This is a genomic window from Novosphingobium olei, from assembly GCF_037076535.1.
GTDB classification, from domain to species: Bacteria; Pseudomonadota; Alphaproteobacteria; order Sphingomonadales; family Sphingomonadaceae; genus Novosphingobium; species Novosphingobium olei.
Window position 1 is genome coordinate 3,309,768 of the sequence record NZ_AP029021.1, and the last position, 7,733, is coordinate 3,317,500.

At 62.8% G+C, this 7,733-nt stretch carries 5 protein-coding genes, 1 tRNA gene and 2 rRNA genes (1 of these 8 only partly in view); all 8 read right to left on the reverse strand.

Annotated elements, in window-relative coordinates; translation table 11 throughout:
* Nucleotides 1-936 (reverse strand): 5'-methylthioadenosine/S-adenosylhomocysteine nucleosidase, encoded by a 936-nt coding sequence (locus AACH40_RS15560; RefSeq protein WP_338643188.1) that lies wholly within the window; start codon nucleotides 934-936, stop codon nucleotides 1-3.
* The gene (locus AACH40_RS15565; protein WP_338643189.1) at nucleotides 933-2,270 is read right to left on the reverse strand and encodes an NCS2 family permease; all 1,338 of its coding nucleotides are present in this window, start codon (nucleotides 2,268-2,270) and stop codon (nucleotides 933-935) included. The genes AACH40_RS15560 and AACH40_RS15565 overlap by 4 nt, the downstream gene beginning before the upstream one ends.
* Nucleotides 2,267-3,619 carry an AtzE family amidohydrolase gene (locus tag AACH40_RS15570; protein WP_338643190.1) on the reverse strand — a complete coding sequence of 451 codons (1,353 nt, stop codon included), beginning with the start codon at nucleotides 3,617-3,619 and terminating at the stop codon, nucleotides 2,267-2,269. The genes AACH40_RS15565 and AACH40_RS15570 overlap by 4 nt, the downstream gene beginning before the upstream one ends.
* A complete protein-coding gene (locus AACH40_RS15575; protein ID WP_338643191.1) occupies nucleotides 3,616-4,767 on the reverse strand; it encodes a bile acid:sodium symporter family protein in 1,152 nt (383 codons plus the stop codon). Before AACH40_RS15575 ends, AACH40_RS15570 begins: the two co-directional genes overlap by 4 nt.
* 89 nt (nucleotides 4,768-4,856) lie before the next feature.
* Complete coding sequence (locus AACH40_RS15580) at nucleotides 4,857-5,678, reverse strand: helix-turn-helix transcriptional regulator (RefSeq protein ID WP_338643192.1); 822 nt, start codon at nucleotides 5,676-5,678, stop codon at nucleotides 4,857-4,859.
* A gap of 125 nt (nucleotides 5,679-5,803) precedes the next feature.
* Nucleotides 5,804-5,880, reverse strand: a tRNA-Met gene (locus tag AACH40_RS15585).
* Between the two features lie 201 nt (nucleotides 5,881-6,081).
* Nucleotides 6,082-6,196: ribosomal RNA gene (rrf, locus tag AACH40_RS15590) — 5S ribosomal RNA — on the reverse strand.
* Between the two features lie 105 nt (nucleotides 6,197-6,301).
* Nucleotides 6,302-7,733, reverse strand: a 23S ribosomal RNA gene (locus AACH40_RS15595); it runs 1,361 nt beyond the window's last position.

Consider the following 7,733-nt stretch of genomic DNA (forward strand, 5'->3'; position numbering starts at 1 on the left):
TCAGTCCGCCAGCGCAGCCACGAAGGCGCGGACCACGTGCGCGGAATTGACCGACGCCAGGTGCTCGAAAGTATCTTCCATGTTCTTGTGCTGGTCGCCACCGGCAAGGTCGGACAAACTGCGGAAGACGATCGCCGGGACCATGTTGGTATAGGCGACCTGCATCACCGCAGCGCTTTCCATGTCGAGCACGCGCGCCTGCCACGCTTTGTGCAGATAGATGCGGAATTCGGCGTTGTCGGCGTAGATCCCCGCCGTCACCCCGGTGCCGCCCACTTCCACCTTGGGCGTGCGCGGCAGGCACAGCTCCGATCCGGGCAGCATCTTTTCGGAAGGCGGCACGCAGCGTTCCAGCGCGATCGTGGGCACGACCCTGCGCGCCAAGGCGAGTAGCGCGGGATCGGCCGGCACGCGATAGATCCGCTTGGGCGCGGTCAGGGCGTTGCCCATGATCGTGCCACGCGGGAAGATGAAGTTCCAGTTCGCCGGGCTTTCGGGATCACCCTTGTCCGGCGGTGTCCATCCGCCCTTGCTCTTGCGCGCGAAAGAAGCTTCGAGATACTGGCCCCAGTCCTCGGGCACCACCACATCGCCGATGGAAAGCCTGGGATCGACGCCCCCCGCTATCCCCGAAAATACGATGCGCTTGACGGCGAAGCGGTCGAGCACAAGCTGGGTGTTCATCGCTGCATTCACGACTGAAACGCCGCTCTGCATCAGGATCACCGGCTTGCCTTCCAGCGTGCCGGTCAGGAACGTCCCACCGTTGATCTTGTGTTCGTGCGCGTCCTTGATCGCGGGTACAAGCGCGTTCCATTCGGGCCGGAACGCGGTCATCACCACGGTGCGCGGAGTTTCGTCGAGCCGCTGGGCTTCGGCACTCGTCGGAAGCGCGAGCGCGAGCGCGGCGGCGGAAAAGGTCAGTCGGAAATTCATGCGGTGGCCATCCAGGCAAAGCGCACGACGAACAGCGCCGCGAGCGTGAATAGGAACCAGTCGGCGCGCGTCGCCTGCCCCTTGAGCAGCTTGAGCAGCGCGTGCGCGGTAATGCCGAAGGCAAGGCCGTTGGCGATCGAGAAGGTCAGCGGGATCATCGCGACGGTGAGGAAGGCGGGGATCGCTGCCATCGGATCTTCCCAATCGACCTCGGTCAAGGGCAGCAGCATCAGTCCACCGACGACGACCAGCGCGGGCGCGGTGGCGGCCAGCGGGACCATCTGCGCGTAGGGCGCCACGAACATGGTGGCGAGAAACAGCACCCCGGTGACAACGGCGGTCAGTCCGGTGCGCCCGCCCGCCTGCGCCCCGGCCGCGCTTTCGACATAGCTGGTGACGGTGCTGGTGCCCGCCATGGCGCCGACCATGGTGGCCACGGCATCGGTCATCAGGATACGGTTGAGACCCGGAATGCGCCCGGCGGCATCCATCAGGCCGGCGCGCTTGGTCACCGCCACCAGCGTGCCGATGTTGTCGAACAGATCGACGAACAGGAACACGAAGAGGATTTCAAGCAAGCCGAGCCCGTGGCTGCCGGTAAGCCCGAACACGCCGGAAATGTCGAGCTTGAACGCGGTGCCGGTGAGTGCGGCGAGGCTGTAGGGTTCGGTCGGAGGGGTGACCTGGCCGAACACCCAGGCTGCTATCGTCGTGAGGACAATACCGATCAGCATCGCGGCGCGCACGTTCCACACGCTCAAGGTGCCGATCACGACGAGGCCGAACAGGGCGAGCGCCGGTCCCGGCTGGGTGACCGGACCAAGCCCCACGAACGTTGCCGGGTTGGCAACGACGATCCCCGCATCCTTCAGCCCGATGAAGCCGATGAACAGGCCGATGCCGCCGGCCACCGCTGCGAACAGGTGATGCGGGATGACCGAAACGATCATCTGCCGCACGCCGGTCAGCGTCAGGATCAGGAACGCCACGCCCGAAATGAACACGCAGCCGAGCGCAATCGGCCAGGGCACGCCCATCTGCTGCACCACGGTGAAGCTGAAATAGGCGTTGAGCCCCATCCCCGGCGCCAGCGCCAGGGGCGTGTTGGCAACGAGCCCCATCAGGATCGAGGCGAAAGCCGCGGCAAAGCAGGTCGCCGCCGCGACCGATGCCACCGGCAGCCCGGCCTGTCCCAGGATCGCGGGGTTGACCAGCACGATGTAGGCCATCGTCAGGAAGGTGGTGAAGCCTGCAAGGATTTCGGTCCTCACGCTGGTGCCGCGCTCGCTCAGCTTGAAGCGGCGGTCGAGTGCGCTGGCCTGCGCCTCCGTCATGTCAATTCCCCCACATGCGCCCCGAATGTGCTTCCGGCGATCGGCGCGGTAACCCCGGTCAGCCCCTTCTCTTCCAGCATGACGGCAAAGCGCAACATCCTTGCTTCGCAACCGGGCATCCCGATGATCTGCAGCCCGAGCGGCAGTTGGCCCGCCCGCTTGAGCGGAACGCACAGCGAAGGCAGGCCGGTAAAGGTGATCGGCTGGGTGTGGATCCCAAGATCCGCGCGCGCCGGACTGAGCGCGCCGTCGATCTCGATCCGCGGATCGGCGATGGACGGCGCGACGCAGGGCGTTGCCGGCGCGAGCAGAACGTCGAACCTGGCAAACCGGGCGCGAAGCCGCGCGTTGAATTCGCCACGCCAGCGCACGGCATGTTCGTAGAGCGCGTCGGGCAGCAGGGCGCCCGCCAGCAATCGGTCGCGCACGGCCGGATCATAGGCCATCGCGTCCCGCGCCAGCGTGTCCCGATGCAGATGACCGCCTTCATAGGCGGTCATCAGGAATGCCGCGCTGCGGGCCTTGGCAATGTCGGGAAGTTCGACCAGCGGAGCATCCGGCGCGGCGGCGTCGATCGCGGCAAGCTGCGCCGGGTCGGCGTTCTGGCGAAACCTGCCGCCAAGGCGGGCGACGCGGATCGGATATGCGGCCCCGCCGTCCGCGACTGCGCGCCCTAGCAGGACCTCCCAGATCAGGGCCAAGTCGCCAAGGTTGGTCGCGAACGGGCCGATGTCGTCGAAGCTGTGCGCGAAGGCAAACGTCCCGTCGAGCGGCAACGACGCGTGCGCGGGCTTCAGCCCGTAAAGGCCGCAAAGGCTCGCCGGCACCCGGATCGAACCATTGGTGTCCGATCCGAGGCTGAACGAAAGCGCTCCCGAAGCGACGATCGCGGCCGAACCGCCGGAGCTTCCGCCGGCAAGGCGTGAAGGATCGTGCGGATTGCGGGTTGTGCCGTAGCTCGCGTTGATCGTCGCGAAGCCATATGCGAACTCGTCCATGTTGAGCGTTGCCACGAGCACGGCGCCCGCGTCGGCCAGGCGGCGGATCGCGCTTGCATCCTGCGGGGCAGGCTCCGCTTCGCGGCGAAAGGCCGAACCCGCCGTGGTCGGCAGACCGGCCACGTCGAACAGATCCTTGACGCCATAGGGAACGCCGGCCAGCGGTCCGGGATCGCCGCCGGCAGCGATCGTCGCGTCGACTTTCGCGGCTGCATCGCGGGCGCGCTCGGCAAGAACGCGGGTCACGGCAACGTGGCTGTCGGCTCCGCAGGCCGCGATCGCGCGCTCGGCCACCGCCAGCGCGGACACTTGCCCGCGGCGCACCGCTGCGGCGATGGCACAGGCGTTCACGCGCGATCCTCGCGCAGCAGCGTCTCGGCATGGCGGCCCAGCAGTTCGAGGTTGGCGACCACGCCCGGCTGGCAGGCTTCGGGAATCGGCAACCCGATCTCGCCCGCCCGATCGAGCATCGCCGCCTCGCCCTGCACGGGACGCGGCACGGCCGGTGCGACCGTCATCTCGCGCCCGAACCGCGCGGCCAGCCAGGCGCAAAGAAACAGCTGGAGCTGGTGGAAGATCATCAGCGGCAGGACCACCACGCCCACTTGCGCCGGCGCGAACAGCGCGCCCGCCATCGGAACGCCGGAAACAAGGCTCTTCTTCGAACCGCAGAACAGCAGGACGATGGCGTCTTCGCGCGGCAAGCGGGCAAGCCGGGCAGCCAGCGCGTTGGCCCCCATCACCAGCGCCAGGATCAGCGCCGACGCCGCCAGCAACACGGCAAGGTCATATAGCCCGACCTTGTGCCAGATCCCGTTCACGACCGCCGCGCTGAACGCGCTGTAGACCACCAGCAGGATCGAACTGCGATCGATCGGCTGGAGGATGGCCTTGTGCTGATCGATCCATCTCCCGATCACCGGTCGAAGGAAGTGGCCGACAAGGAACGGCAACAGGAGCTGCGTCGCGATCGACCGCACCGAATCGAGCCCCGCCGCCGATCCATGACCGGACGCGCCCATGGCGCCAGACCCATCCATGGTGAACGTCACCAGCAGGGGAGTGACGATGATGCCGATCAGGTTTGAAAGCGATGCGCTGCACACCGCCGCGGCAACGTTGCCGCCGGCCATCGCCGTGAACGCGATGGAACTTTGCACCGTCGATGGCAGCAGGGTAAGGAATAGCACACCGTTGGCCAGCAGCGGATCGAGCAGACCGCCGGAAAAGCGCGCCACGATCAGGCCGAGCAGCGGGAACAGCGCGTAGGTCGAAAGCAGCACCAGAAGATGCAGCCGCCAGTTGCCGATGCCCGCCAGCACCGCCTCGCGCGAAAGCTTGGCGCCGTGGAAGAAGAACAGTAATGCTATCGCAATGTCGGCCAGAATGCCGAACACGGTGGCGCCCGCGCCGCGAGCCGGAATGATGCTGGCCGCAATGATGGTCCCGACCAGCCAGAGCAGGAACGGATCGATCTTGGGCAGGGCCGGCTTGGTCATGGTGCACTGCGATATGACGGGTCGCAGGCTATCGATCCAACGCAATGATCTGGACGATGTGTTGCAAAAAATAGAGCAGCGAAATCCGGTTAGTTGCTTGCCCCCAGAAACCCAAGTTGTCCTGCCTTGAAGATGGTCTGCGTCCTGTTGACAGACTCGAGTTTTTCTGCGGCGCGTTGCAAATGGTAGCGCACAGTCGCGTGGCTTATCCCGATAATCTCGCTGACTTCGCGATCTGTCTTGCCCAAAGCGGCCCAGCGCAGGCACTCCACTTCACGCTTGGTCAGATCGCAATTTCCGGGGATCCGCCGCTTATGCGACCGCATCGTACTGACATAGGTCGAAATAAAACGCCGGGTGAGCAGTCCGAGAATAGCGCCAAGCTCCGCGAATTCCTCGGCCAGGTCGGTTTTCGCGAGATCCCGGTGGATGAAGCAATTCGCGGACACCTGTGCGAAGGGCAGGTGCACGGGCACGACAATTGTCGCACGGGCGCGGAATCGCGACTCAAAGAAGTCGGTAAGGCCAATCTCGTCCAGATAGGGATTCGGCGTGAGTGTGTGGAAGCCTTGCGCATTACACCAGAACGGTTCTGCCTCATAACGGCATGCCCGCGGCAAGGGCGACCGCAAGGCCAAGCGATGGTCCTCCCACCAACGCTCCCCATCGCCGAGCCATCCGAACGCATCGGCGGCGAGCACATTGCCCTGGGCATCCACCATGGGCTCCGAGGTCGCTATGTCACCACATAGTGCAGCACGAAAATCGAATTCCGCGGCGAAGTTACACAGCGCTAGGGCGCAATCGCGAATGTCATGCACATCGCGAACGGTCACCTGCTCGACAAGATCATGGGTCCGGTGAAAGGGCTCGACGTTATTCTCTAAGCACCCCGGCTCGGCGAATGGCATCCATCATCTCCACGCAATTGGAGATCGCCACTCGGCTTCGAAATGCCAGCGCGTTATCCCGCAGGCAAGCTCGCACAGCGGCGTGGAGGAGTCTACCGGAGGTACGAGTATCTAATGGAGATCATTGGTTGCGGGGGCAGGATTTGAACCTGCGACCTTCAGGTTATGAGCCTGACGAGCTACCGGGCTGCTCCACCCCGCGACACCATGTTTGGGCTGGGTGTGCCAGCCCTTTGGCAGTTTTGTTTTCTGGATCGGCGAGCGATCCAGCGGCGGGCTGCTTTTCCCCGCGCCACTGATGTGTGCGTCGATTGTGACGCAAAAAGGGGCCTTGGAGGGCCCCTTTTGGAGGGCACGAAGGCCCTTGAGATTGTGAATGGGTTTTCTTTGCGTCGGCTTTAATGCCTGGCGACGCCCTACTCTTCCAACGCTTGAGCGTTAGTACCATTGGCGCAGACTGGTTTCACGGCCGAGTTCGAGATGGGATCGGGTGGGTCACAGACGCTATGGTCACCAAGCAATAGAGCCGGCGCAAAGATTTTAATCGATGATACAGATGAGGTTTTGTCCTGGCTGGATACCGCCCATCTGGCAGCCGCAAGGCTGTCATTGATGGTGGGATTCTCAAGCATGAACAGAGTTATTAGGACCGGTTAGCTTCATGCGTTACCGCACTTCCACACCCGGCCTATCAACGTGGTGGTCTACCACGACTCGATGATACCTTATCTTGAGGGAGGCTTCCCGCTTAGATGCTTTCAGCGGTTATCCCGTCCATGCATAGCTACCCTGCTGCACTCCTGGCGGAATGACAGGTACACCAGAGGCATGTTCACCCCGGTCCTCTCGTACTAGGGGCAACTCCTCTCAAGTATCGACGCCCACGGCAGATAGGGACCAAACTGTCTCGCGACGTTCTGAACCCAGCTCACGTACCACTTTAATTGGCGAACAGCCAAACCCTTGGGACCTGCTCCAGCCCCAGGATGTGATGAGCCGACATCGAGGTGCCAAACGATTCCGTCGATATGAGCTCTTGGGAATCATCAGCCTGTTATCCCCGGCGTACCTTTTATCCGTTGAGCGATGGCCCTTCCACGAGGGACCACCGGATCACTATGACCGACTTTCGTCTCTGCTCGATTCGTCAATCTCGCAGTCAGGCAGGCTTATGCCATTGCACTCTAACAGCCGGTTTCCAACCGGCCTGAGCCTACCATCGCGCGCCTCCGTTACTCTTTAGGAGGCGACCGCCCCAGTCAAACTACCCGCCACAGAGGGTCCCCGAACCGGCTAACGGTCCTGGGTTAGACATCAGAAAACAACAGGGTGGTATTTCACCTATGGCTCCACACCAGCTGGCGCCGGTGCTTCAAAGCCTCCCACCTATGCTACACAATTCTTTCCTAATGCCACTCTGAAGCTGCAGTAAAGGTGCACGGGGTCTTTCCGTCTAACCGCGGGTACTCCGCATCTTCACGGAGAATTCAATTTCGCTGAGCATATCCTGGAGACAGTGGGGAAGTCGTTACGCCATTCGTGCAGGTCGGAACTTACCCGACAAGGAATTTCGCTACCTTAGGACCGTTATAGTTACGGCCGCCGTTTACTCGGGCTTCAATTCGGAGCTTGCACTCCTCCTCTTAACCTTCGAGCACCGGGCAGGCGTCACACCCTATACGTCGTCTTGAAGCCGACTTAGCAGAGTGCTGTGTTTTTGCTAAACAGTCGCTACCCCCTGGCCTGTGCCCCCCACAAGTGCTTGCGCATATATGGGGCCTCCTTCTTCCGAAGGTACGGAGGCAATTTGCCGAGTTCCTTCAGGATACTTCTCTCAAGCGCCTTGGTATACTCTACCAGACCACCTGTGTCGGTTTCGGGTACGGTCTATACGGTGGGGCTATTTCCTGGAACCATTTCGAAGCCACTCCAATCCAATAAGGAGTGACAACACACATGATCCGTCACACACCACCAGGCCCACGAATATTAACGTGGTTCCCATCGACTACCCCCTTCGGGCTCGTCTTAGGGGCCGGCTCACCCTGCTCAGAT